Origin of the sequence: Micromonospora parathelypteridis (genome assembly GCF_014201145.1) — a bacterium.
Lineage (GTDB): Bacteria > Actinomycetota > Actinomycetes > Mycobacteriales > Micromonosporaceae > Micromonospora > Micromonospora parathelypteridis.
This window is the reverse complement of sequence record NZ_JACHDP010000001.1, coordinates 1,445,158-1,466,489: the sequence shown is the minus strand read 5'-3', so window position 1 is coordinate 1,466,489 and position 21,332 is coordinate 1,445,158. Positions and strand designations below refer to the sequence as shown.

The following is a 21,332-nucleotide window of genomic DNA, read 5'->3' as shown; positions in this document are numbered from 1 at the left end:
TTCGTTCGCGACTGCGGGGCTCGCAGCCCCGGCTCACTCCTCGCGCTCACAGATCCAAACGTTATCGCGGTGGTATGCCCAGGATCCCCCCGATGGGGGCGGACAGTGACCCCACCACGGTCGAGTCCGTCATGGTCGAGTAATCTGCGACCGTCGGTGACGCCTTTGCCGCCGGTGCTGAGGAAAGACGCACCGCGGCGCGCTAGGGAGGCAGGACCAGGTGGTCGCAAGGAGTTCGGAGGTACGGCCGTCGGCCGTACGGCACAGCGCTTCCCCAGGGGTCGGTGGACGCCGGGGGCGTGGTGCTGGTCGGTTGGCCGGGCTCGGTCTCGGTGGTGTGGCGCTGCTGGTTCTGCTCACCGGCTGTGACGTCGGTCAGACGTTCCACGGCTTCGGCTGGCCGCAGGGCGGCATCTCGCCGGAGTCCAAGCGGATGTACGACCTGTGGATCGCCTCCTGCATCGCGGCTCTCGCCGTCGGCGTCTTCGTGTGGGGCCTGATCTTCTGGTGCGTCGTGCGCTACCGCAAGCGTGGCAACGCGTTGCCGGTGCAGACCCGCTACAACATGCCGATGGAGTTCCTCTACACCATCGCGCCGATCCTGATCGTCTCCGTGCTCTTCTACTACACGGCGATCGTCCAGACGGACGTCGACAAGCTGTCGAAGAACCCGGACGTCACGGTCGAGGTCGTCGCCTTCAAGTGGAACTGGCAGTTCAACTACCGCGACGGCCAGGGCACCGAGGCCCGCACCACCGCGTCGACGCTCGGCACCAGCGAGGTCATCCCGGTGCTGGTGCTGCCGACCAACCGGTCCATCCGGTTCGAGGAGACCAGCCGCGACGTCATCCACTCGTTCTGGGTGCCGGAGTTGCTGTTCAAGCGGGACGTCATGCCGGGCAAGATCCGCAACGTGTTCGAGGTCTCCAGCCTGGACGCCGAGGGTGCCTACGTCGGGCGCTGCGCCGAACTGTGCGGCAGCTACCACGCGTTCATGAACTTCGAGCTGCGGGTGGTCTCGCCGGAGAAGTACGACCAGTTCCTGGCGGCCAAGCAGGCCGGCAAGTCGACCCAGGACGCGCTGACCGAGATCGGCGAGCAGCCGTACGCGGGGACCACGCAGCCGTTCGACACCCGGCGGACGCAGGACAACTTCAACCCGGACCACGCTCCGGCCCGCACGGGAAGCTGAGGCAGCCGCATGAAGACCGAGTGGCGTATCTTCCTGATCATCGCCGCGTTCCTTCTCGGCGCCACGATCCTCTATGGCGCCTGGACGAACGGCGCGTCGGGCGGCGTCGAGTGGGTGGGGACCGTCGCCCTGCTGCTGTCCTTCCTGCTCTGCTCGATGTGCGGTGGCTTCTTCTGGTTCGTCTCCCGCCGGATCGACCTGCGTCCGGAGGACCGTGCGGACGCCGAGATCGCTGATGGCGCTGGCGAGGTCGGCTTCTTCAGCCCGGGCAGCTACTGGCCGTTCGGTCTGGCGCTGGCCGCCGCGATCGCCGCGATGGGCATGGTGTTCTGGCAGTACTGGCTGATCGGCGCCGGTCTGCTGGCGGTCGTCTTCTCGGCCTGCGGGCTGCTGTTCGAGTACTACAGCGGCACCCGGCGCACCGCCGAGCACTGATCCACCCGGTCGCGGTCGCGACCGACCCGTACGCCACGAAGGCCCGTTCCCCCAGGGGAGCGGGCCTTCGTCGTGCCCCGGCCGCACGTGCTTTCGCGCCGGTGGTCGAATGATCGACTCCAGGTCGCCGATGTGGGGGTGAAAGCGTGATCGGATACCGCAACGTCGGCGATATGGAGTTGATCGAGACGCTGCGCGACCGAGAGGAGGCCTGAATGTGCCCGGACCGTGGGCGGAGTGGTGCCGGGCGGGGCGGGAGTGGGTCTCAGGCGGCGTGGCGGCGGGCGGGCTGGGGGCGTCGGCGTTCGGCCAGTCGGGTGACGGGGTAGGCGAACGTGGCGATCACCACGGCCGCGCCGCAGCCGGTGCAGATCAGCTCGGGGCAATCGGCGTCGTGGCCGTCGACGCAGGGCGGCGTCTCGAACGGCGCCATGCCCTCGCAGATGTCGCAGTAGAGCTCGCGGTGCGACACGGGCGTCTCCTTCTCACCTCAGGTGGACCCGCCCCGGACGCGACAGCGGCGCACAACGGGCACGGAGAACTACTCGGCTGTAGTTTTCCACGCGGGTCCGACAAATCCCCGACCACCGCCGGCCCGTTGGCAGAGGTTGGACGAGCGGGTCAGACGGTGGTGGCGGTCTCGATCCAGCGGTCGAGGGTCGCGGCGGCCGCGCCGGAGTCGATCGACTCGGCCGCGCGGTCCAGGCCGGCGCGTAGCGCCTCGGTCAGGTCGCCGTCGAGCGGGCCCTGGGTGGCGAGCGCCGCGGCGGCGTTGACCAGCACCGCGTCCCGGACCGGGCCCGTCTCGCCGGCCAGCAGGCGACGGGCCACGCCGGCGTTGTACGTGGCGTCACCGCCCCGCAGGTCCGCGAGGGTGGCCCGGGGTACGCCCAGGGCCGTCGCGTCCAGCACAACCTCGCGTACGGTGCCGCCCTGGGCCGCCCAGACCCGGGTCGGCGCGGCCGTGCTGAACTCGTCCAGCCCGTCCTCGCCACGCATGACGATGGCCGAGTCGCCGCGGGCGGCGAAAACGCTGGCCATCACCGGGGCCATCCGCAGGTCGAAACAACCGACGGCGCCGGCGCGGGGCCGGGCCGGGTTGGTCAGCGGGCCGAGGAAGTTGAAGAAGGTCGGCACGCCCACCTCGCGGCGGACCGGCCCGGCGTGCCGCATCCCGGGGTGGAACCGGGCCGCGAAGCAGAACCCGATGCCGGCCTCCTCGACGCAGCGGGCAACCTGCTCGGGACCCAGATCCAAGGGGATGCCGAGGAACTCCAGCAGGTCGGCGGTGCCGCACAGCGAGGACGCGGCCCGATTGCCGTGCTTGACGACGCGGACGCCCGTGCCGGCGACCACCAGCGCGGTCATCGTGGAGATGTTGACCGTGTGGGCGAGGTCACCGCCGGTGCCCACCACGTCGAGCGCGGTGCGGCGCAGCTCGTCGGGGAGCACCACCGGGATCGAGCGACCCAGCATCGCCTCCACCAGGCCGGCCAGCTCGCCCGGAGTCTCGCCCTTGGCCCGCAGCGCCACGGCGAAGCCGGCGATCTGCGCGGCGGTCGCCGAGCCGGTCATGATCTCGCCCATCGCCCAGGCGGTGTCGGCGGTGGTCAGCTCCTCGCCGCGCAGCAGCGAGTTGAGCAGGTGCGGCCAGGTCCGATCGCCCATGGCGGGCCTCCCGAGCGTACGAAGTGCGGGTGGGCTGGAATCGGCGCCGAGGAGATCCGGCGCCGTGACGGTGCCGGAGAGCTTGGGGACGTCAGGCGGGTGCGTGCGTCCGCAGCAGCTCGGCCACCGTGCCGCCGGTGGTCACCGGGTCGAGCGGGTGTACCAGCGTGGCGTCGACCTCGGCGTACGCGGCGAGCCATCGGTCGGCGGCGCGGGCGATCACCAGGCACGTCGGAGGAGCGTCGTCCCGGTCGTCCTTGATCTGCCGGGCGATGCCGATGCCGCCGCCCGGGCTCGCCTCACCGTCGAGCAGCAGCAGGTCGATCTCGTAGTCGTCGACCAGCCGGATGGTCTCCGCGTAGGTCGACGCGTCGACGAACTCGATCTGCAGCCCGGGTGCGGGCCGGGTGCCGACCGCCATCCGCATCCGATCACGAACCTGCGCGTCGTCGCTGTAGAGCAAGACGGTGCAAAGACGATCGCTCATGCCGGCACTCCCACCTCGTAGCTGCCCGCCGATCGTACCGGTCGGCGTGACGTAGCTGACATCCCGCCCGCCGCGCTCGCCGGGGCGTACCGTCCGGGCAGCTCAGGCGGCCGCGGCGTCGGCGGCGCGCTCGCGGGCCTCCTGGCGGTCGAGCTCGCGGTCGACCCGGCGGGCCTCCCGCTCGGACTGCTTGACCCACTGCACCACCAGCACCGCGAGCATGGTCACACTGACGAACTCACCGCCGGCCCAGAGGATGCCGCCGGCGACCACCTGGTCCGCCCAGGGGTCGACCCAGCTCAGGTTGAGCGACGGGTACCAGTCGCCGCCGAAGAGCGTGCTGCTCTGCATGATGGTGAGGCCGAGCACGGTGTGGAACGGCACGGAGAGCAGCATCAGCAGCGCCCGCGCCGGGTACGGCCAGCGGCCGGGCAGCGGGTCGAGGCCGAGCAGCGGCCAGAAGAACACGCAGCCGGTCATGATGAAGTGCGCGTGCACCAGCTCGTGCGCCCAGGCGTGTTCGAGGGTGAAGCGGTAGAGGTCGCTGAAGTACAGGGCGAACGGGTTGACCACGAAGATGGCGAACGCCACCAGCGGGAAGCTGTAGACCCGGGCGACGCGGCTGTGCACGATCGCCAGCAGGCGCTTGCGCGGCCCGACCGGCAGGGTGCGCAGGGCCAGGGTCATCGGCGCGCCCAGCGCCAGGAAGATCGGCGCCACCATGGACAGCACCATGTGCTGGATCATGTGCACGGAGAGCATCGCGGTGTCGTACGCGTGCAGCCCGCTGACCGTGACCAGCGCGATGCCGCCCAGCCCGGGGCCGAGGAAGAACACGGTACGGGTGATCGGCCAGCGGTCCCCGCGAAGGCGCAGCCGGTACACCCCGTAGAGGTACAGGCCGGCGGCGAGCACCAGGCCGAGGGCCAGCCAGCTGTCCAGGCGGGTCTCGGTCAGCACCGCGCCGACGGTGAAGGGCGGTGGGGCCGAGGTGGCGGCGAAGATCGGATCGACGTGCAGCACGCTTTTCAGGCTAGGCCAGGCGAACCGGACCCCGACGCCCGGGCCACGGAAGGCGCAGGTTTGCCACCCCGCTGATCGCGAGCCCCGGTCAGGGGCAATAATGACGGCGTGACTGCGGCCCCAGCCATTGACAAGAGCCGGATCCACTCTCTGACCCGACCGAACATGGTCAGCGTCGGGACGATCGTGTGGCTCTCCAGCGAACTCATGTTCTTCGCGGCGCTGTTCGCGATGTACTTCTCCATCCGCGCAGCTGCGCCGGAGCAGTGGGAGAAGCACACCGAAGCGCTGAACATTCCGTACGCGACCACCTTCACGGTGATCCTGGTGCTGTCCTCCGTGACGTGCCAGCTCGGCGTCTTCGCGGCGGAGAAGGGTGATGTGCACGCGCTGCGGCGCTGGTTCACCGTCACCTTCGTGATGGGCCTGATCTTCGTGCTCGGCCAGCTGAACGAGTACCGGCACCTGGTCGCCGACGGCGTCAAGATCAACGGAGACGGGTACGGGTCGGTGTTCTACCTGACCACCGGCTTCCACGGCCTGCACGTGACCGGCGGTCTGATCGCCTTCATCATCTTCATGGTCCGTACGACCATGGGCCGGTTCACCCCGGCGCAGGCGACCTCGGCGATCGTCGTGTCGTACTACTGGCACTTCGTCGACGTCGTGTGGATCGGGCTGTACGCCATGATCTACTGGCTCCAGTGATCTTGCGCGTCACATTCCGCGCTGCTGCTCCGTCCCCTGAGACAGGTCCAACCGGTTAAGGACACCGCTCATGACTTCTGACAACGACCGCCGACGCGGTCTGCTCGCGCGGTTGCGCGAGCGGCCCGCCGCGCGCAGCAGGGGCCGCCGCCGGCTGGGCGCCGCGGTCCGGCTGATCGCCGCGCTGATGCTCGCCGGCGGCGCCTACACCGTCTTCGCCCCGGGTGCCCAGGCGCAGGACAACCCGCAGCTGACCGGCGCCGCCGCCGAGGGCAAGGCGCTGTTCGACGTGAGCTGCGTGACCTGTCACGGCCGTAACGCCCAGGGTGTCGAGGGTCGCGGGCCGAGCCTGATCGGCGTCGGCGCGGCCTCGGTCGAGTTCCAGGTCAGCTCCGGGCGGATGCCGCTGGCCCGCCAGGAGGCCCAGGCGCACCGCAAGCCCCCGGTCTTCACCGACGAGCAGACCCGTCAGCTCGCCCAGTACATCCAGGAGCTCGGCGGCGGCCCGGTCGTGCCGGACGGCGACGATCTCCGCGAGGACGGCAACGTCGCGGCCGGCGGTGAGCTGTTCCGGATCAACTGCTCGCAGTGCCACGCGTTCGGTGGCGGCGGCGGTGCGCTCTCCTCGGGCAAGTTCGCCCCGAGCCTGCACCCCGCGACCGACCGCCAGATCTACGCGGCGATGCTGAGTGGCCCGCAGAACATGCCGGTGTTCGGCGACAACCAGCTTCGGCCGGAGCAGAAGGCCGACATCATCGCCTACATCCAGGAGACGCTGAAGCACGACCAGGACCCGGGTGGGTTCAACCTCGGACGGTACGGCCCGTCCACCGAGGGTCTGGCGATCTTCCTGATTGGCATCGTGGCGCTCGTCTTCGCTAGCCTGTGGATTGCGGGTAAGTCGTGACCGAGCGGATCATCCGAATCAGTGCTGTGGTGCCGCTCGGCGCCACCCGTAGCGAGGTGACGGCATGAGCACCCACACCGAGCACCAGGCCCCGCAGGGCCGGGAGCCGCTCGACGTGAACGACCCCAAGCTGACCCGGTTCGACATCGTTCGTGAGGGCGCGCGCCGGGACGACATCGAGATCGTCCACTACGAGCCGCAGGTGCTGCCCGGCACCAAGGCAGAGCGTCGGCTCTCCCGCGTGGTCGCCGGGTTCTTCCTGATCACCGGACTGGCCGCGACCGCCTTCCTGGCCATCTACATCTGGTGGCCGTGGAAGTACGAGGCGGGCCGCGGCGGCGACAAGTTCTACACCCCGCTGTTGGGCTTCACCCTCGGCGTGGCGCTGCTCGCCGTCGGCTTCGGCATCCTGACCTGGGGCAAGAAGTTGCTGCCCAAGGAGGTCTCGATCCAGGACCGGCACGAGGGCGCGGTTGACGCCGACGGTCGCACCATCACCGGCCAGACCATGCTCTACATGGCGGACGAGTTGGGTGTGAAGCGTCGCCCGCTGCTGGGCATCTCGCTGCTGGCCGGTCTCGCGCCGGTCGGCGCGGTCCTCGCGGCGCCGCTGGTCGGCGGTCTGATCTCCCAGCCGCACAAGAACAACCAGATGTTCACGACCGGGTTCGCCACGGCCGAAGGCGGCCAGCCGATCCGCCTCGTCCGCGAGGACGGCCGGCCGGTCCGCCCGGCGGACATCAGCGCCGGTGGACAGCTGACCGTCTTCCCCGGCATCGACCACGGTGTGAGCAACAGGCACGCCGACTCGCCGACGCTGCTGATCCACCTTCGGGACACCGACGCGCAGGAGTCGCGCCGGGCCAACGAGCGGGTCGGCCACGGCGACTTCATGTGGGGCAACTACGCGGCGTTCTCCAAGGTGTGCACGCACGCGGGCTGCCCGGCCAGCCTCTACGAGCAGCAGACCAACCGGCTGCTCTGCCCGTGCCACCAGTCCCAGTTCCTGATCACCGACAACGCCCGGCCCGTCTTCGGCCCCGCCAGCCGGCGGCTGCCGCAGCTGCCGATCGAGGTGGACTCCGAGGGCTTCTTCGTGGCGAAGTCCGACTACACCGAGACCGTCGGGCCTGATTTCTGGGAGCGGCCATGAAGCGTCGAAAGTTTGACCTTGCGGCGACGCCGGGCAAGGCCGCGGTGGGAGTGGACGACCGCTTCCAGGTGGCCACCCCGCTGCGCAAGCTGCTGAACAAGGTCTTCCCGGACCACTGGTCCTTCCTGCTCGGCGAGATCGCGCTGTTCTCGTTCGTCGTGCTGCTGCTGACCGGTGTGTTCCTGACCCTCTTCTACGAGCCGGCGATGACCGAGGTGGTCTACGACGGCAGCTACGCGCCGTTGCAGGGCACGCCGATGTCCGCCGCGTACGCCTCCAGCCTGGACCTGTCGTTCGACGTCCGTGGTGGTCTGGTGATGCGCCAGATGCACCACTGGTCGGCGCTGCTGTTCATGGCCGCGATCGTCGTGCACATGCTGCGGGTCTTCTTCACCGGCGCCTTCCGCAAGCCGCGCGAGACCAACTGGATCATCGGTTCGCTGCTGTTCTGGGTCGGCTTCCTGGCCGGCTTCACCGGCTACTCGCTGCCGGACGACGGCCTGTCCGGCACCGGTCTGCGGATCGCCTCGGCGATCATGCTGTCCATCCCGGTGATCGGTTCCTGGGTCACCTCGTCGATCTTCGGTGGCGAGTTCCCCGGCACGATCATCATCAGCCGGTTCTTCATCGCCCACGTGCTGCTCATCCCGGGTCTGCTGGTCGCCCTGATCAGCGTCCACCTGGGCCTGGTCTTCAAGCAGAAGCACACCCAGTGGCCCGGCCCCGGCCGGACCAACGGCAACGTGGTCGGCGAGCGGATGTTCCCGCGGTACGCGTTGAAGCAGGGCGGCTTCTTCATGGTCGTCTTCGGCGTCATCGCGCTGATGGGCGGTCTGTTCCAGATCAACCCGATCTGGCTGTTCGGCCCGTACGAGGCATGGGTGGTCTCGGCCGCCAGCCAGCCCGACTGGTACGTCATGTTCCTCGACGGGTCGACCCGACTCATGCCGGCCTGGGAGATCAACATCCCGCTCGGTGACGGGTACGTCATTCCGCCGCTGTTCTGGCCGACGGTCGTGTTGCCAGGCATCCTCGTGGGCCTGTCGACGATGTACCCGTTCCTGGAAGCCCGGCACCTCAAGGACCGCAAGAGCCACAACCTGCTCCAGCGGCCCCGTGACGTCCCGGCCCGGACCGCGGTCGGCGCCATGGCCGTCTCGTTCTACGTCGTGCTGACGCTCACCGGCGCCAACGACGTGATCGCCGACAAGTTCATGATCAGCTTGAACGCGATGACCTGGGCCGGCCGGATCGGTCTGCTGGTGGTCCCGCCGATCGCGTACTACGTCACGTACCGGCTCTGCCTGGGTCTGCAGCAGCACGACCGGGAGGTGCTCGCGCACGGCGTGGAGACCGGCATCATCCGGCGTATGCCGGACGGCCGGTTCGTCGAGGTGCACCAGCCGCTCAGCGCGTCGAACGGGCACGCGGACGGTCACGGCGAGCTGGAGTACGTCGGCTGGGTCGTGCCGAAGAAGATGAACCGGCTGGGGGCCCTCGGCCCGGCCATCCGGGGCTTCTTCTACCCGATCGAGAAGCCGGTCGAGGCGCCGGTCTCGCCGGGGCACCCGCCGGTCGAGGCCCGGCCCGAGCGCGAGGAGATCGGCAGCGGCGAGAGCCGCCGCTGACCGCCCCAACGCACCGTTACGTGGCGCCCGCCGGATTCCGGCGGGCGCCACGTCGTATTCGCACCCAGCGCCCATCCGACCAGGAGTCGGACTGCCACGGCGGGACCGGTCGACCCTGCGCGACAGGCGATCGCAGGAATAACCCCGGTGAGTCGGGTAACCGTGCGGTCCAACGTCTCAAGGGGGGGAAGCATGTTGGGTATCAAACGCCTCGGCCTGTTGGCCGCGCTGGTACTGGTCGGGGTCGCGCCGGCTGCGGCCGCGCAGGCCGCGGCGCAGCCGTCGACGCAGGACACCCAGTACCTGCAGGCGATTCACCAGGTCAACCTGTTCGAGATCACCGCCGGTGACCTGGCCCAGCAGAAGGGTCAGGACCAGGGGGTCAAGGATCTGGGCGCGATGCTGAAGACCGACCACACCCAGCTGGACCAGACGGTGCAGCAGACCGCGTCCCAGCTCGGGGTGGAGCTGCCGAACGAGCCGAGCGCCGATCAGCAGGCGGTCATCGACAAGTTGAACAACGCCAGCGGTGCGGAGTTCGACCGGCTCTGGGTGACCAGTGAGCTGGCTGGCCACGTCCAGGCCATCCAGGCCACCCAGACGGAGATCTCGCAGGGCTCCGAGCAGTCGGTGGTCCAGTTGGCGCAGACCGCACTGCCGACGCTGCAGGCCCACTACGACGAGTTGGTGCAGCTCGCCAACAAGCTGGGCATCCCGGTTCCGCAGACCAGCGCCAGCGGTACGCCCAGCCCGGGTGGTACCGGCACTGAGTCGCCGGCTCCGGGTGGCGGCACCGAGTCGCCGGCTCCGGGCGGTGGCACAGAGTCCCCGGCTCCGGGCGGTGGCACCACCGAAACGCCGGCTCCCAGCGTGAGCTGACGTAGCGACAGCAGACGGCCGGTCCGCCCGCGGGGTGGACCGGCCGCCGTGCGCGCGCTGGTCAGTCGGCGCTGGACAGGCCGATCGCGAACGCTTCCTCCAGGTCGTGCTGGGAGTACGCCCGGAAGGCGATGTGCGACTCGGTGTTGAGCACACCCGGCACCTTGGAGATGCTGCCGGCGATGACCTGGGCGATCTGGTCGAACTCGCGGACCCGGACGATGGCGATGAGGTCGACGTGCCCGGCCACCGAGTAGACCTCGCTGACGCCGGAGAGGTTGGCCAGGGTCTCCGCCACCTCGGGGATCGCGTCGGTGGCGCAGTCGATCAGCACGATAGCGGTGATCACGGGACATTTCTCCGTTCGTCGGCGTCGTCGCCCATGCTAGATGTTTTCCGCCCGGTCGAGGTCGAGGGTGGTGGACTGGTGACCGGCACGGTCAGGTTGTCCCCGGCCCGGATCGCGTCGCGCAGCCGCTCGCCCTCGTGCACCGTCGCGCCCGGCCAGACCACGGTGCGCTCCACGTCGCCGCGCACCCGAGCGCCCGCGCCGACCACCGACTCCACACAGCGGCCGGTCACCGTGGCGGACGGGTCGGCGAGGGTGCCGCCGGCCGCGGCGTGCAGGTTGGCCGCCAGATAGTCGGCCGGGGTGCCGGTGTCGTAGAAGGTGCCCGGGTAGGGCACCACCTCCAGCGCACCCGCCGACTCCGCCGGGCGCCACACGGCGTGGACCAGGTCGGAGTGGACTGCCCGCAGGTCGCGCACGAGCCGCCAGGGCAGCAGCGAGAAGCCGGTGAAGCAGTGCCCGGCGAAGGTGCCCGGCGCCGTCGGGTCCGCGGCGGGCTGGCCGAGCAGGCGTACGGTGTGGCCGTCCCACCCGTCGAGCAGGGCGGCCACGTCCGGCCCCGGCGGTGCCGCCGGATCGGCGAGGTACGCGTCGGCGTTGCCGACCAGCACCGGCCGCCCGTCGATCCAGTCCCGCAGGTTGGCCACCCCACCTGCGGTGCCCAGCGGGTCGCCGGGCTCGACGGACAGGTGCGCGCGGTCGCCCACGTGCGCGACCACCTGGTCGCCGAGGTAGCAGGCGTTCACCGCGACCCGGGCGGGACCGGCCAGGCCGAGCCCCACCAGCCGGGCCAAGGCCCGGTCCAGCAGCGGCACGTTGCCCACCGGGCAGAGCGCCTTGGGCACCCGTTCGGTGAGCGGGCGCAACCGGGTGCCCTCGCCGGCGGCGAGCACCACCGCGCACAGCTCCGCCGGCCCGCCAACCAGGCCGGTCATGGCATGTCGTCGGGGACCGGTGGCGGGAACTGCCCGGCCAGCGGCCCGATGTCGTAGTAGGCGAGCAGCCGGGCGGTCGGCCAGGTCAGCTTGGGTAGGTCGTCCAGGGGATGCCACGCGGCCTCGAAGACCTCCGCGCCGTCGACCGCCAGCTCGGTGCTGGACGCCGGTACCTCGGTCTCGAAGACCATGTCCACCCAGCCCTTGGCGTGCACGATCGCGTTCGGCACCGCCGGACGCAGCCGGGACGGGGGGAGTCGGATGCCGGATTCCTCGAACAGCTCGCGGGCCGCGCCCGCCACCGGTGCCTCACCGCGGTCCAGCAGGCCGGCGGGGAGCGACCAGCCCTTGCCGGGTGGCTGGCGCAGCATCAGCAACCGACCCGCGCCCGTAGCCTCGGCGTCGCGGACCAGAGTGACCGCCCCGACGATGTACTTGGGCACGGCCAGCCGAACCAGGCGCCGACGCACCGGCAGCGGCAGGCGATAGAAGGCCTGGTAGAACAAGGCCCGACCGGTGGCTCGGGAGCGGGGGATCATGACCCCAGGTTAGTGGTCACGAATGTCCTTCGGACGCGCTGGGGCCCGTCGGCTCACTGTCGATGGTCGACCAGGTCGATGAGCTGGCGTACCACGGTGTCTGGTTCGATCACCCGGTCGAAGACCGCGACCAGCAGGGTCTCCAGGTCGGGATAGCCCAACTCCTCGGAGAGGCGCAGCAGCGGCAGGTCACTGGCGAGGCCTCGGTTGTGCTGACGCAGGGCGAGCCCGATGGTGGCCCGACCGAGGCGGACCTTGTCGCTGATCGTGATGCCCGGCTCGGTGTGCTCGGCGAACCACCGGTTGATCTGCATCTGCGCGTGCGGCGACTTGACGAAGCTCAGCCACTCCCGGCGGGGGCCGCGCGACGCCACGCCGGCCTCGAAGCCGTTGTCGCCGTCGTTCTCGGTGAAGATCTCCACCACGTCGCCCTCGTCCAGCTCCGAGCTCAGCGGGGCCAGTCGCCCGTTGATCCGCGCGGCGAGGCAGTGGTCGCCCCGTTCGCTGCCCAGCTCGTACGCGAGGTCGACCGGCGTGGCGCCGGCCGGCAGCACGACCTGCTGTCCGTCGGCGAAGACCTGGATCTGGCCCTCGGCGAGGTCGCAGCGCAGCGACTCGAGGAACTGCGCCGGGTCGGCGGCGTCCGGCTCCCAGTCGAGCACCCGGCGCAGCCAGTCCAACTGCTCGGCGCGGGCCGTGGCGTTGCTGCTCGCCGAACGGGGGAAGCGGAAGCCGGCGGCGATGCCGTACTCGGCGGAGCGGTGCATCTCTTCGGTGCGGATCAGCACCTCCACGGTGCGGTCCTGCGGGCCGCAGATGCTGGTGTGCAACGAGCGGTAGAGGTTGTTCTTCGGTGAGGCGATGAAGTCCTTGAAACGGCCGGGCACCGGTCGCCAGGTGCCGTGGATCGCGCCCAGCGCGGCGTAACAGTCGGTGGCCGGGCCGTCGACCACCACCACGATGCGGGGCAGGTCGTACGGGGCGGTGTGGCCGCCGGCGATGGTGTCTTTCCAGATCGAGTAGAGGTGCCGGGGGCGGGGGCTCACCTCGGCGTCGACCCGGCTGCGCTTCAGCGCGGCCCGGGTCCGGGTGACCACCGAGTTGAGGTAGTTGTCCCAGCCCGGCCGATCGTGCACGTGCCGGGCCAGCCGGGCGTGCTCGTCGGGCTCCAGATGCAGCAGCACCACGTCGTCCAGCTCGCGCTTGAGGGTCTGGATGCCCAGCCGGTCGCAGAGCGGGACCAGCACCTCCTGGGTCTTACGGGCGATCCGTTCCCGCGACGACGCGGAGCGCACCCCGAGGGTGCGCATGTTGTGCAGCCGGTCGGCCAGCTTGATGATCAGCACCCGGACGTCCTTCGCGGCCGCCACGATCATCTTGCGGATCGTCTCCGCCTCGGCGGCCTTGCCGTAGAACGCCTTGTCGAACTTGGTCACCCCGTCGACCAGGTGGGCCACCTCGCCGCCGAAGTCCTCGGAGAGCGCCTGGAGGGTGTAGCGGGTGTCCTCCACGGTGTCGTGCAGCAGCGCCGCGACCAGGGTGGTGGTGTCCATCCCCAGCTCGGCGCAGATCTGCGCCACCGCGAGGGGGTGGGTGATGTACGGCTCCCCGCTCTTGCGGAACTGCCCGCGGTGCATGTTCTCCGCGATCGTGTACGCACGGCGCAGCACGGCGGGATCGGTGCCGGCGTGGATGCCCCGATGGGTGCGAACCAGTTGGGTGACCGGGTCGGAGTCGGTGGTCGGCCAGCTGAGCAACGACCGCAGCCGGCGCGCGAGCGGCAGCTCACCTGGCTGTGTCGGAAGGGCGCCCCCCAGGGCGGCGCCGTGTCCGGCGTCGACGTCCACGAGGGACACCTCCTCACCCCGGCTCCACATCGCCGGACGCCGGCGGCGGGGAGCAGGCCCACTAATCGGGCAGGACTGCACTTCTCTAACAGCCTAAGCGAGTCGACGTAGTCCGATCGGTCAGTTGGTCATGAGCGTTCGGTCGAGAGTTGGTGGGACGCCCCGTTCTCTGCCTTCGCCAGCAGGTCACGGAACCGCCCCGCGCCACCCACCGGGGAGGACCAACCGGAGGACATCTCGACCAGTCGGGTCTCCGGTCGTTCCAACCAGGACAGGATCCGCTCGGACTCCTCGGCGGTGGCCGCCGGCACCGGGCCGTGCCCACCCGACACCGTCTCGGCGGTGGCCCGGATGGCGTTCAGCGTGGGCCGCGGGTGGACGCCCGGCGGGGACACGCCCGCGCCGGCCAGCCGGCCGTGCCGCACCAGCGCCAACTCCCAGCCGCCCCGGGCGGCCGGCCGGGCCGCGGCCAACTCGCCGATCCCGGTCAGCGCGGCCAGCCGCTGCATCCGCACGGTGGCCCGCAGCACCGCGGCCAGCCGGGACCGCACCACCGCGGCCTCCTCGTAGCGCTGGTCGGCCGAGAGCACCTCGATCCGGGCGAGCAGCGCGTCCACCACCGGCTGTGGGTCGCTGGTCGTGGCGGTGCGGAAGGGCGCGGCGGCGCTGTCGTCGTACTCCTCGGGGGTGATCTTGTGCTCGCAGGGTGCCGGGCAGCGACCCAGCTCGGCCAGCGCGCAGGCCGGCGTGACGGTGCGCAGCGAGAGCCGGTGCGTGCACTGGCGCAGCGGCACGGCGTCGTGGAAACCGGCGGCGGCCAACTCCGCGGCCCGCCGGGACGTGAACGGCCCGAGGTAGGCGGTGTCGGTGGGGGAGAGGTCACGGACGATCGAGAGCCGAGGGTACGGACCGTCGGTGAGCTTGAGCCAGACCATCCGCTCCGGGTATTTCGACCGCCGGTTGTACGGCGGGGCGTGCGCGGCGATCAGACGCAGCTCGCGGACCTCCGCCTCCAACGAGTGGGCGCACTCCACCGCCTCGACCCGCTCGGCCACGCCCAGCATCTCGGAGATCCGGGCACGCTTCTCCCCGGCCGTGAAGTAGCTGCGCACCCGGGTGGCGATGTCGACCGAGGTGCCCACGTAGAGCGGGCGGTCGTCGGCGGCCCGGAAGATGTAGACGCCGGGGACCTTGGGCAGCCCTTCGGCCAGGTGCCGTTTGCGACGCTGCGTCGGGGTGACCGCCCGGGCGAACTCGATGGCGTCGCCGACCGTGTCCACCCGGTGCCCACCGAGCCGACCGATCAGCCCGTGCAGCACGTCGACGGTGGCCTTCGCGTCGTCCAACGCCCGGTGGGTGGGCTGGGTGGTGGTGCGGAAGTAGGCGGCCAGTGTGCCCAGCTTGCGGTTGGGCACCTCGTCCTTGGTCAGCACCCGGCGGGCCAGCGCCGCCGTGTCGAGCACGCGGGGGTTGGGCCAGCGGTAGCCGTGCTTCGCGCAGGCGGCCTTGAGGAAGCCCACGTCGTACGGGGCGTTGTGCGCCACCAGCACCGCGTCGGCGATGAACTCCAGGAAGCTCGGCAGCACCTGCTCGATCGGCGGCGCCGGCACCAGCATCGCCTGGGTGATCCCGGTCAGCACGGTGATGAACGGCGGGATCGGCTGGCCCGGGTTGACCAGAGTCGCCAACACGCCCAACTGCTCGCCACCGCGCACCTTGACCGCGCCGATCTCGGTGATGCCGCCGCCGTCCGGCGCGCCGCCGGTCGTCTCCAGGTCGACCACCACGAAGGTGGTCGCGTAGAGCGGCAGCGCCGGGTCCACCCCGCCCGCCGCCGGGTCGAAACCGGCCAGCGACTCCTGGACGTACTCCGCCTGTGCCATCGGCGGCACGCTAGCCGCCCGGTCCGACACTCCTGTCGCAGCCGCCCCATCCGTCACCATGGGGGCTAGGATGAGAGATCGGCTCACTCACCGGGCGGTGGGCCCGGTCGCGGTGGGAGACTTGCCACATGCCCCTCACCGAGCCCTACGACGATCACCTCCCGCAGGAGGATCTGGTCGCGCTCGACGGTGCCGCGGGCAACCCGGACGACAACGTAGTCAGCGAGACATCAGACGCATCCGGCCCGACACCGGACGACGGTCCGGCTGTCGAACCGGAGCCGACGCTGCCCGAGCCGGTCCGCCAGCGGATCGTGACGCTGACCGCCGCGGTGCTGCCCACCCTGCCCGCCGACGAGGTGCCGGTGCCGTTGCGCCGGGTGGCCAAGTTCGCCCCCAACCGGCGGGCCCGGCTCGGTGCTCCCGCCATCGCCGCCCAGCTCACCGCCGACCCGCTGTTCCGGCAGCGGGTCACCGCCCGGGTCCTGACCGACGCCGGTGACCTCGGTGCTGCCGTCGTCGAGGGCACCGCTCCCGCCGCCGCCGACCCGGTCGAGGTCGCCGCGCTGGCCTACCTGGCCCGGCCGCGCGGCTGGCGGGAGCTGATCGACGCCAGCGGCGCCGCCGTGCGCGCCGAGGCGGACAGCGCGGTCGTCGCCGAGTTGGTCCGGGAGGCCGAGCAGCGGGCCACCCGCGCCGAGCACGACCGAGCGGTGGCCCGGGTCGAGGCCGAGAAGCTCCGCGACGAGCTGGCCCGCGTCCGTGAGGAGCTGGGTCAGCTCCGCGAGGAGTCCCGGCAGGTCGCGCGCACCCTGCGGGAGACCCAGGCCCGCGAGCGCAAGGCCACCGAGCTGCTGGCCACCGAGCGCGGCCGGGCCGCGCGCGCCAGCGCCGACGTGGACGCCGAACTACGTCGCGCCCGGGCTCGGCTGGCCGAGGCCGAGTCCGCCGCCGGCGTGGCGCGGGCCAGTGCCAAGGAGGCCCGTTCGGTCGACGACGCCCGGCTCTGGTTGCTGCTGGAGACCATCGGCCAGGCCGCCGTCGGGCTGCGCCGGGAGCTGGCACTCGACCCGGTCGACAAGCTCCCCGCCGACTTCGTCGCCGACGCGTTCGCCGAGCAGCCGGGCACCGCGCCGGCTAGCCCGGCCGCACGTGCCCGCGACACCGACGACCCGGCCCGACTCGACCAACTGCTCGCCCTGCCCAGGGCGCACCTGGTGGTGGACGGCTACAACGTCACCAAGCGCGGCTTCGGTGAGATGTCCCTGGAACAGCAGCGCAAACGCCTGATCACCGGGCTGGGCGGGATCGCCGCGCAGACCGGCGACGAGATCACGGTGGTGTTCGACGGCGCCGAGCGGATGCACGGGCTGCCGCCCGCGCCGCGCGGCGTACGGGTGCTCTTCTCCCGCAAGGGCGAGACCGCCGACGAGCTGATCCGGCGACTGGTCCGCGCCGAGCCGTCGGGCCGCCCGGTGGTGGTGGTCTCGTCCGACCGCGAGGTCGCCGACGGGGTACGCCGGCACGGCGCGTACCCGCTGGGCGCGGACTCGCTGCTGCGTCGGCTCGCCCGCTCCTGACCGCGCCGGCGGCCTGGCTCGGGTCGCCGCCGGGCCATGATCGACACCAGATCGGCGATGTCGGGGTGTCCGGCTCATCGGGATACCCCGATATCGCTGATCTGGAGTGGGTCTAGCCCCTAAACGGGCGGTCGGACGTGGTTTCTGTCGTACCCGGTGGTTAGCGTCGATGTGACCGACGGTGCTCGGGCGGCGACGACATGGCGTCGGCCACGCATCGCGAGCAATCAGGAGGCGTGATGCTCATCGACTGCGACGGGTGCGCGAGGCGGGCCGACGGCTGCTCCGGCTGCCCGCTGACCGCCCTGTTCGACGAGACGTCCCCGGCGTCCGGGCTGGTCGCCGCCGAGGTCGAGGCGATCGAGGTGCTCGCCCGAGCCGGCTTTGACGTCGAGGTGCTGGCCGCGCCCGCGCGTCCCGGCACGGCTCGCCGCCGCGGCGCCCGCCGGGTCGCCTGAGCGCGACACCGCGCCCGGAAGCGGGCTTCTCGCGGGCCATAGGATGGGCGGTCACGGCGGGAGGAGCGGCGCGATGAGCGGGGTACGACGGGACGACGACGGACTCGTCGACGGTGCGCTCGTCAATGGCGCTGCACTCGATGGCGCTGCACTCGGTGGCGCTGTGCACGGTCGCGGCCGCAGGGCCCGCCGTGCCGTGGGCACGGCGGTGGTCCGGTGACTCCGCGCGGCTGGGCGCTGCTGACCCTGGCCGGGTTGACCGTCGTGTTGGTCGTGATCGCCGCGTTGTTCATTCCGTGGCACCGACCGCCAGCCCCACGCGCCGACCAGCTCGCCGCGCTTCGTGACCTGCCGGCCGAGCAGGTGGCCAAGGGACGGGAGTTCCGGTCGGCGCTGCGCCCCGGCGGATACACCGCGCTCGCTGTGGGGCTGCTGGTCGCCCTCGCTCTCGGGTTGACCCCGCTGGGCAGTCGCCTGGTCGAGCTGATGGGCCGGCCGTTCGGGGGGCACTGGGCCGCGCAGGCGGTGCTCGGCGGGCTGGCGGTGGTGCTCGTCGCCGACCTGGTGACGCTTCCGTTCGCCGCCTGGCGCCAGAGCGTGCTCACCCGCTACGAGCTGAGCACCAACGGCTGGAGTGGCTGGGCGGTCGACCTGCTCAAGTCGTACGCGGTCAGCGCGGTGATCGGCGCGGTCGCGCTGTTCGGCTTCTACGCGGTCATCCGGCTCGCGCCGCGCTGGTGGTGGGCGTTCGGCGCGGCCGGCGCGGCTCTGCTGGTGGTGCTGCTGTCGTTCGTGCTGCCGGTGCTGGTGGAGCCGGTCTTCAACAAGTTCACCCCGATGGAGCAGGGCCCGCTGCGCACCGAGCTGATGAGCATGGCCGCCCGCGACGGGGTGCCGGTGCGTGACGTGCTGGTCGCCGATGCTTCCCGCCGCACCAAGGCGGTCAACGCGTACGTCTCCGGTCTCGGGCCGACCCGCCGGGTGGTCGTCTACGACACGCTGCTGCGCGAGGCGACCCCGGCCGAGGTGACCGCGGTGGTGGCGCACGAGTTGGGCCACGCGAAGGACTCCGACGTGACGGTCGGCACGCTGACCGGGGCGCTGGGTGCCGCGGCCGCCGTGGTGGCGCTCTACCTGCTCGGCTCGTGGGGGCCGCTGCTGCGGCTGGCCGGCGTCGACTCGGTCGCCCAACCCCGCGCCTTCGGGTTGCTGCTGGCACTCGTCACGGTGGCCGGGTTGGTCGCCGCGCCGGTGCAGGCGCTGATGTCGCGACGGGTGGAGGCACGGGCCGACGCACACGCGCTCGCGCTGACCCGGGACCCGGAGGCCTTCGAGTCGATGCAGCGCCGGCTCGGGTCGGTCAACCTCGGAGACCCCGACCCGCCGCGCTGGGAATACCTCTACTCGGCCTCGCATCCGTCCACCGTCGAGCGGATGGCCGCCGCCCGCGCGTACGCCCGGGAGGCCGGCCGATGACCCGCACGCTGCTGATCACCAACGATTTTCCGCCCCGCCCGGGCGGCATCCAGTCCTTCGTGCACAACCTCGCGGTCCGTCAACCGGCCGGCTCGGTGGTCGTCTACGCGTCGAGCTGGCGCGGGGCCGAGAAGTTCGACGCCGACCAGCCGTTCGAGGTGATCCGGGAGCGCACCAGGGTGCTGCTGCCCACCCCGTTGATCGCCCGGCGGGCGGCGCGGCTGGCTCGCGCGTACGACTGCGACACGGTGTGGTTCGGCGCGGCGGCTCCGTTGGGGCTGCTCGCCGCCGGCCTGCGTCGGCGGGCCGGCGTACGCCGGGTGGTGGCGCTGACCCACGGCCACGAGGTCGGTTGGGCGGCGCTGCCGGCCGCCCGGCCGGCGCTGCGGCGTATCGGTCGGGGCGTGGACGTCACGACCTATCTCGGTGAGTACACCCGTAGTCGGCTGGCCCGTGTGCTGGACGGGGTGACCGAGTTGCGCCGGCTCGCGCCCGGGGTCGACGTGGACACCTACCACCCGACCGTGGACGGTGAGCAGGTCCGGGCCCGGCTCGGTCTGACCGACCGGCCGGTGGTGGTCTGTGTGTCCCGGCTGGTGCCGCGCAAGGGGCAGGACATGTTGATCCGGGCTCTCCCGGAGATCCGCCGTCGGGTGCCGGACGCGGCGCTGCTGATCGTCGGCGGCGGGCCGTACCGGGCGACCCTGGAGAAGCTGGCCCGGCAGGCCGGTGTGGAGCGGGACGTGGTGTTCACCGGCTCGGTGCCGTCGGCCGAGTTGCCGGCGCACTACGCGGCCGGCGACGTCTACGCGATGCCGTGCCGCACCCGCAACCGTGGGCTCGACGTGGAGGGGCTCGGCATCGTCTACCTGGAGGCGTCCGCGACCGGCCTGCCGGTGGTGGCTGGCGACTCCGGGGGCGCACCGGACGCGGTCCGCGAGGGGGAGACCGGCTACGTCGTACGTGGGCGGGACCTCGCCCAGCTCACCGACCGGGTCGCCCGACTGCTCGCCGACCGGGATCTGGCCCGCCAACTGGGCGCTGCCGGTCGGGCGTGGGTGGAGCGCGAGTGGCGCTGGGAGGCGCAGGCGGAACGGATGGCGGCGCTGCTCGCCGGCTGACGGCTACCTGACGGCAGTAGGCCCTGCCTCCATCGTGAACGTAGGGGCCTCGTCGCCGTGGACGGGGCCCCTACGTTCCGGGCTTGCGTGCGATCTGGTGGATCAGGAGGCTACCGTCACGGTCACCGATCCGATGACGATCCGGTGATCGGAGCAGGCGCCACCGCAACTGTTGGAAATGGTCAGCGAGTCGCCGTCGTAGGCACCGACGATCTTGTCCTCCCGTACGAAAATCAGATCGATCTTCTTGCCGGGACCGCATGGACCGGGAGGGGTCCCGTCGTCCTGGCTGTTCTCGCCGTATCCGACGCAGCGCGAATCACGATCGTCAAGCTCGCGGTGGGCGCCGACGTTGTTGGAATTGTTCGCCGTGTTCACCGACGGCGCATACCACCTGTCCAAGCGGTTGTAGCTGGGCTGGGCGTTGAAGTCGCCCGCGATGATCACGGTGTCGCCGGCAGCGTTGAACGCATCCACGCGAGCGCGGACCGCGTCGAGTTGCTGCTGGTTGATCGGGTTGCCCCCGATGGTCTCGCTCGACGTGGTGATGTGGGTCGTGCAGAACCGCAGGTGTGGCCGGGCCTCGAGTGGGGCGCACAACAGCTTCCGCTTCTCCACCCGGCCGTCGTCCGGCAACGTGATGCGGTTGGCCGTGCCCATCGGCGCCTTGCTGAAGAGGGCGATGCCGGACTCCTGTCCGCCGCAGCCGGTGTCGTTGGTGCTCTCGAACCGTGAGTAGTTCTCCTCGTCCTCGCCCCAGCCGGACGCGCGGAGGTTCGCCTGCACCGCCTTGTACTGCCCCCAGCAAAGCTCGTTCAGCGCGGCAAGGTCCGTCGAGCGGTTCCGAATGGAATTGGAGATCACGTCGATCAAACCGTTGCTGGTGGAGCCGCGGTGCATCGTCCAACCCGCCACGTTCCAGGTCCATACGTTGTAGCTGACGTTGGCGGCGGCAGAACTGACACCGGCGCTCGCCAACAGAACAGTGAGAACGGTCGCGGCCACCAGGCCGCCCTTCCAGATACGCACATCTACCCCCGTAAATAGCGTGAGATTGTGCATCG

General features: G+C 71.1%; 22 protein-coding genes. 12 read left to right on the top strand and 10 right to left on the bottom strand.

Annotated elements, in window-relative coordinates; genetic code table 11:
• Positions 1-220 precede the first annotated feature (220 nt).
• Complete coding sequence (ctaC, locus tag HNR20_RS06130; protein ID WP_184177210.1) at positions 221-1,192, top strand: aa3-type cytochrome oxidase subunit II; 972 nt, start codon at positions 221-223, stop codon at positions 1,190-1,192.
• A gap of 9 nt (positions 1,193-1,201) precedes the next feature.
• Complete coding sequence (locus tag HNR20_RS06125) at positions 1,202-1,627, top strand: cytochrome c oxidase subunit 4 (protein WP_184177208.1); 426 nt, start codon at positions 1,202-1,204, stop codon at positions 1,625-1,627.
• Between the two features lie 265 nt (positions 1,628-1,892).
• On the opposite strand, the gene HNR20_RS06120 is transcribed toward HNR20_RS06125, so the two are convergent.
• The 4 genes from HNR20_RS06120 to HNR20_RS06105 all read right to left on the bottom strand — a co-directional run bounded on the left by HNR20_RS06120 (position 1,893) and on the right by HNR20_RS06105 (position 4,805).
• The gene (locus HNR20_RS06120) at positions 1,893-2,099 is read right to left on the bottom strand and encodes a hypothetical protein (RefSeq protein WP_184177206.1); all 207 of its coding nucleotides are present in this window, start codon (positions 2,097-2,099) and stop codon (positions 1,893-1,895) included.
• A gap of 149 nt (positions 2,100-2,248) precedes the next feature.
• Positions 2,249-3,295 carry an anthranilate phosphoribosyltransferase gene (gene trpD / locus HNR20_RS06115; RefSeq protein ID WP_184177204.1) on the bottom strand — a complete coding sequence of 349 codons (1,047 nt, stop codon included), beginning with the start codon at positions 3,293-3,295 and terminating at the stop codon, positions 2,249-2,251.
• A gap of 91 nt (positions 3,296-3,386) precedes the next feature.
• Positions 3,387-3,782 (bottom strand): response regulator, encoded by a 396-nt coding sequence (locus HNR20_RS06110; protein WP_184177202.1) that lies wholly within the window; start codon positions 3,780-3,782, stop codon positions 3,387-3,389.
• Positions 3,783-3,884: 102 nt separating this feature from the next.
• Positions 3,885-4,805, bottom strand: a complete 921-nt coding sequence (locus HNR20_RS06105) for a cytochrome c oxidase assembly protein (protein WP_373291043.1) — start codon at positions 4,803-4,805, stop codon at positions 3,885-3,887.
• Positions 4,806-4,913: 108 nt separating this feature from the next.
• On the opposite strand from HNR20_RS06105, the gene ctaE reads away from it, so the two are divergent.
• From ctaE to HNR20_RS06080, 5 genes are all read left to right on the top strand, one after another.
• On the top strand, positions 4,914-5,513 hold the full coding sequence (gene ctaE / locus HNR20_RS06100) for an aa3-type cytochrome oxidase subunit III (protein WP_130403103.1): 600 nt from the start codon (positions 4,914-4,916) through the stop codon (positions 5,511-5,513).
• Positions 5,514-5,583: 70 nt separating this feature from the next.
• Positions 5,584-6,420 carry a cytochrome bc1 complex diheme cytochrome c subunit gene (gene qcrC, locus HNR20_RS06095; RefSeq protein ID WP_184177200.1) on the top strand — a complete coding sequence of 279 codons (837 nt, stop codon included), beginning with the start codon at positions 5,584-5,586 and terminating at the stop codon, positions 6,418-6,420.
• A 64-nt stretch (positions 6,421-6,484) separates the two neighbouring features.
• Positions 6,485-7,573, top strand: coding sequence for a cytochrome bc1 complex Rieske iron-sulfur subunit (qcrA, locus tag HNR20_RS06090; RefSeq protein ID WP_184177198.1), 1,089 nt, complete (start codon positions 6,485-6,487; stop codon positions 7,571-7,573).
• Positions 7,570-9,201, top strand: a complete 1,632-nt coding sequence (gene qcrB / locus HNR20_RS06085) for a cytochrome bc1 complex cytochrome b subunit (RefSeq protein WP_184177196.1) — start codon at positions 7,570-7,572, stop codon at positions 9,199-9,201. Before qcrA ends, qcrB begins: the two co-directional genes overlap by 4 nt.
• A gap of 192 nt (positions 9,202-9,393) precedes the next feature.
• Entirely contained in the window at positions 9,394-10,080 is a 687-nt protein-coding gene (locus tag HNR20_RS06080) for a DUF4142 domain-containing protein (RefSeq protein ID WP_184177194.1), read from the top strand.
• A gap of 61 nt (positions 10,081-10,141) precedes the next feature.
• Here HNR20_RS06080 and HNR20_RS06075 read toward each other — a convergent pair whose 3' ends face one another.
• The 5 genes from HNR20_RS06075 to HNR20_RS06055 all read right to left on the bottom strand — a co-directional run bounded on the left by HNR20_RS06075 (position 10,142) and on the right by HNR20_RS06055 (position 15,633).
• Positions 10,142-10,429, bottom strand: a complete 288-nt coding sequence (locus HNR20_RS06075) for an Lrp/AsnC family transcriptional regulator (RefSeq protein ID WP_110564145.1) — start codon at positions 10,427-10,429, stop codon at positions 10,142-10,144.
• The gene (locus tag HNR20_RS06070) at positions 10,426-11,364 is read right to left on the bottom strand and encodes a nucleotidyltransferase family protein (RefSeq protein ID WP_184177192.1); all 939 of its coding nucleotides are present in this window, start codon (positions 11,362-11,364) and stop codon (positions 10,426-10,428) included. Before HNR20_RS06070 ends, HNR20_RS06075 begins: the two co-directional genes overlap by 4 nt.
• Positions 11,361-11,903, bottom strand: a complete 543-nt coding sequence (locus HNR20_RS06065) for an NUDIX hydrolase (RefSeq protein WP_184177190.1) — start codon at positions 11,901-11,903, stop codon at positions 11,361-11,363. The genes HNR20_RS06070 and HNR20_RS06065 overlap by 4 nt, the downstream gene beginning before the upstream one ends.
• 53 nt (positions 11,904-11,956) lie before the next feature.
• Entirely contained in the window at positions 11,957-13,750 is a 1,794-nt protein-coding gene (locus HNR20_RS06060) for a RelA/SpoT family protein (RefSeq protein WP_184188056.1), read from the bottom strand.
• Between the two features lie 128 nt (positions 13,751-13,878).
• Positions 13,879-15,633 (bottom strand): DEDD exonuclease domain-containing protein, encoded by a 1,755-nt coding sequence (locus HNR20_RS06055; RefSeq protein WP_184177188.1) that lies wholly within the window; start codon positions 15,631-15,633, stop codon positions 13,879-13,881.
• Positions 15,634-15,761: 128 nt separating this feature from the next.
• Between HNR20_RS06055 and HNR20_RS06050 the strand changes: the two genes are divergently transcribed.
• From HNR20_RS06050 to HNR20_RS06030, 5 genes are all read left to right on the top strand, one after another.
• Positions 15,762-17,213, top strand: coding sequence for an NYN domain-containing protein (locus HNR20_RS06050; RefSeq protein ID WP_184177186.1), 1,452 nt, complete (start codon positions 15,762-15,764; stop codon positions 17,211-17,213).
• 239 nt (positions 17,214-17,452) lie between these two features.
• Positions 17,453-17,671: a hypothetical protein gene (locus HNR20_RS06045; RefSeq protein WP_184177184.1), complete on the top strand. Its 219-nt coding sequence runs from the start codon at positions 17,453-17,455 to the stop codon at positions 17,669-17,671.
• Positions 17,672-17,744: 73 nt separating this feature from the next.
• Positions 17,745-17,891, top strand: coding sequence for a hypothetical protein (locus tag HNR20_RS06040; protein WP_184177182.1), 147 nt, complete (start codon positions 17,745-17,747; stop codon positions 17,889-17,891).
• Positions 17,888-19,147, top strand: coding sequence for a M48 family metalloprotease (locus tag HNR20_RS06035; RefSeq protein WP_184177180.1), 1,260 nt, complete (start codon positions 17,888-17,890; stop codon positions 19,145-19,147). Before HNR20_RS06040 ends, HNR20_RS06035 begins: the two co-directional genes overlap by 4 nt.
• Entirely contained in the window at positions 19,144-20,268 is a 1,125-nt protein-coding gene (locus HNR20_RS06030; RefSeq protein ID WP_184177178.1) for a glycosyltransferase family 4 protein, read from the top strand. Before HNR20_RS06035 ends, HNR20_RS06030 begins: the two co-directional genes overlap by 4 nt.
• Before the next feature lie 102 nt (positions 20,269-20,370).
• Here the strand turns inward: HNR20_RS06030 and HNR20_RS06025 are convergent, their stop codons facing one another.
• A complete protein-coding gene (locus HNR20_RS06025; protein ID WP_229687201.1) occupies positions 20,371-21,297 on the bottom strand; it encodes an endonuclease/exonuclease/phosphatase family protein in 927 nt (308 codons plus the stop codon).
• Positions 21,298-21,332 lie beyond the last annotated feature (35 nt).

What these genes read in the sequence shown, in the direction of transcription:
- HNR20_RS06125 (WP_184177208.1), top strand. Translation starts at nt 1,202, where the DNA reads ATGAAGACCGAGTGGCGTATCTTCCTGATCATCGCCGCGTTCCTTCTC.
- trpD (WP_184177204.1), bottom strand. Translation starts at nt 3,295, where the DNA reads ATGGGCGATCGGACCTGGCCGCACCTGCTCAACTCGCTGCTGCGCGGC.
- HNR20_RS06110 (WP_184177202.1), bottom strand. Translation starts at nt 3,782, where the DNA reads ATGAGCGATCGTCTTTGCACCGTCTTGCTCTACAGCGACGACGCGCAG.
- qcrC (WP_184177200.1), top strand. Translation starts at nt 5,584, where the DNA reads ATGACTTCTGACAACGACCGCCGACGCGGTCTGCTCGCGCGGTTGCGC.
- qcrA (WP_184177198.1), top strand. Translation starts at nt 6,485, where the DNA reads ATGAGCACCCACACCGAGCACCAGGCCCCGCAGGGCCGGGAGCCGCTC.
- qcrB (WP_184177196.1), top strand. Translation starts at nt 7,570, where the DNA reads ATGAAGCGTCGAAAGTTTGACCTTGCGGCGACGCCGGGCAAGGCCGCG.
- HNR20_RS06080 (WP_184177194.1), top strand. Translation starts at nt 9,394, where the DNA reads ATGTTGGGTATCAAACGCCTCGGCCTGTTGGCCGCGCTGGTACTGGTC.
- HNR20_RS06070 (WP_184177192.1), bottom strand. Translation starts at nt 11,364, where the DNA reads ATGACCGGCCTGGTTGGCGGGCCGGCGGAGCTGTGCGCGGTGGTGCTC.
- HNR20_RS06065 (WP_184177190.1), bottom strand. Translation starts at nt 11,903, where the DNA reads ATGATCCCCCGCTCCCGAGCCACCGGTCGGGCCTTGTTCTACCAGGCC.
- HNR20_RS06055 (WP_184177188.1), bottom strand. Translation starts at nt 15,633, where the DNA reads ATGGCACAGGCGGAGTACGTCCAGGAGTCGCTGGCCGGTTTCGACCCG.
- HNR20_RS06050 (WP_184177186.1), top strand. Translation starts at nt 15,762, where the DNA reads ATGCCCCTCACCGAGCCCTACGACGATCACCTCCCGCAGGAGGATCTG.
- HNR20_RS06045 (WP_184177184.1), top strand. Translation starts at nt 17,453, where the DNA reads ATGCTCATCGACTGCGACGGGTGCGCGAGGCGGGCCGACGGCTGCTCC.
- HNR20_RS06040 (WP_184177182.1), top strand. Translation starts at nt 17,745, where the DNA reads ATGAGCGGGGTACGACGGGACGACGACGGACTCGTCGACGGTGCGCTC.
- HNR20_RS06030 (WP_184177178.1), top strand. Translation starts at nt 19,144, where the DNA reads ATGACCCGCACGCTGCTGATCACCAACGATTTTCCGCCCCGCCCGGGC.